This is a genomic window from Sinorhizobium sp. BJ1 (assembly GCF_002531555.1).
Classification (GTDB): domain Bacteria; phylum Pseudomonadota; class Alphaproteobacteria; order Rhizobiales; family Rhizobiaceae; genus Sinorhizobium; species Sinorhizobium fredii_B.
In genome coordinates, this window is the sequence record NZ_NWTH01000101.1 from 1 (window position 1) to 1660 (window position 1660).

Genomic DNA, 1660 nt, shown 5'->3' on the forward strand with positions numbered 1-1660 from the left:
TGTGGCGGGTCCTCGAAGCCGCAGGACTTGCCTTGAGCAGAAGACCGCACCCGTTCGCTATTCAGTCGTCCGGCTTCTCAAGTGAGTAGCCAGCCGACCTGACGGTACGAATGACACTGCCGGGCGAGGCCGTCTTCAACGCCTTTCTGATCCGGCTGATATGGACGTCGACGGTGCGTGCACCGATATGGATATTGTCCGGCCAGGCCGCGCCAATCAGTTCGTCTCGGGTGAAGACCTTGCCCGGAGCCTCAAGCAAATGCCGTAGCAGGTTGAACTCGATCGGTCCGAGATGGATGTCGTGGCCATTACCGCGAACTCTGTGGGCATCGAACTTCATCTCAAGACTGCCGCAGCAGAGCCAGCTGCCGTTTTCGACCCCGTTCGAATCCCGCTTCGGCAGCGCCAGTTTCGCCCGCAGAAAGTCAAGCAGCTTGGCCGGCGCGACCGGCCGCACAAAGCTCTCGTCAATGCCTGCCTTCAAGAGGTCGAGGTGCTGGTTCTCGGCGCCGGGCGCGATCAGGGCGATAACGGGCAGGCCGGCGGTTCGGGGCTCCCCCTTCAGCCGCCCGCAGATTATTGAGCCTGTCGCGCTTGCTGGCCCGCAATCTAGCACTACCGCCTGGAACTCCCGTTCATCGGTCAATGCAAGTGCCTCCTTTACGTCGCCTGCCGGCTCGCTCGTGAAGCCGTCCACCCCCAGAATGTGGCTGAGGAACAGATAGAACTCCGCATCTTGCGAACAAATCAGGACCAGTGGCTTCATCAGCGCGCCCCCAGAACCAAATCGGCCTCGGTCGCCTCGGTTGAGTAGGCCGGCCGAAACGTTGTCGCCGATGTTGTTTTCGCCGACGACGTTTTCATGGTGGGGGCCCGGCTCGAAGTTTATCTCCGTCTCGTCGAAGACCAGTGGCGGATCGAGCCGTTGGCAATGCTGGTGGCCGAACGGTTGTGGAGCGATCGCGAAACCCCGGCACAATCGTCATCTTGTGCTCCTTGGCCTTCTGCGTGACACCACCTCGATATTGTCGCCAATGCTCTCGATCAGGCACGCCGATCGGACAAGCAACCTTGAGAACATCTTCCTTCGAGTTCAAGATTAGGCAGATGGAGTCGGCTTTTGGCAGTCGCAGCCCACAATGAGGAACTTCTGCCCGAGATCGACAAGTTCGAGCGTATTTAGAGAGCCAGTGGACTTGCCGATACCCCTGCAGCAGCATGTGATGTGACGCAAACTTGCCATACTACCTCTTTCCTTCGTTCTATTAATTTGCGGATGCCAGTTGGCAGCTCGCGCGTCACAATGATGGTATCAAAACTCGTGCCAATTTGGCTGATCGAGCTAAAGGAAATGAATTTTTACTTGTTTTCAGCAATTTAGCTAGGAGCAGACAACCAATCCGCGCGATAAGCCTAAGTTGCGGATTCGACAAAGCCAACAGGGTTGTCGGCTCATGATTGAGTCCGCCGCAAAATCCTGGTTCCGGGTCGGCGTCCACGCTCTCAGGGTTTCGCTTATTAACCGTTTCGAAGGATGAGAAGTATGGCGGCCTCTTTCATGATTATCGATGTTAAAAATGGCTACGCCCGCAACAGCGACGAAGCGGGACACTCCTTGTGTCGCCGCAGCACGCGACCGGGCCGCAAAGATCCATCGCGT

1 protein-coding gene is annotated in these 1660 nt (G+C 57.4%); it reads right to left on the reverse strand.

Annotation, left to right across the window (positions count from 1 at the left end):
* Window positions 1-61 precede the first annotated feature (61 nt).
* Window positions 62-766, reverse strand: a complete 705-nt coding sequence (locus CO676_RS34215) for a response regulator transcription factor (protein WP_097524305.1) — start codon at window positions 764-766, stop codon at window positions 62-64.
* Window positions 767-1660 lie beyond the last annotated feature (894 nt).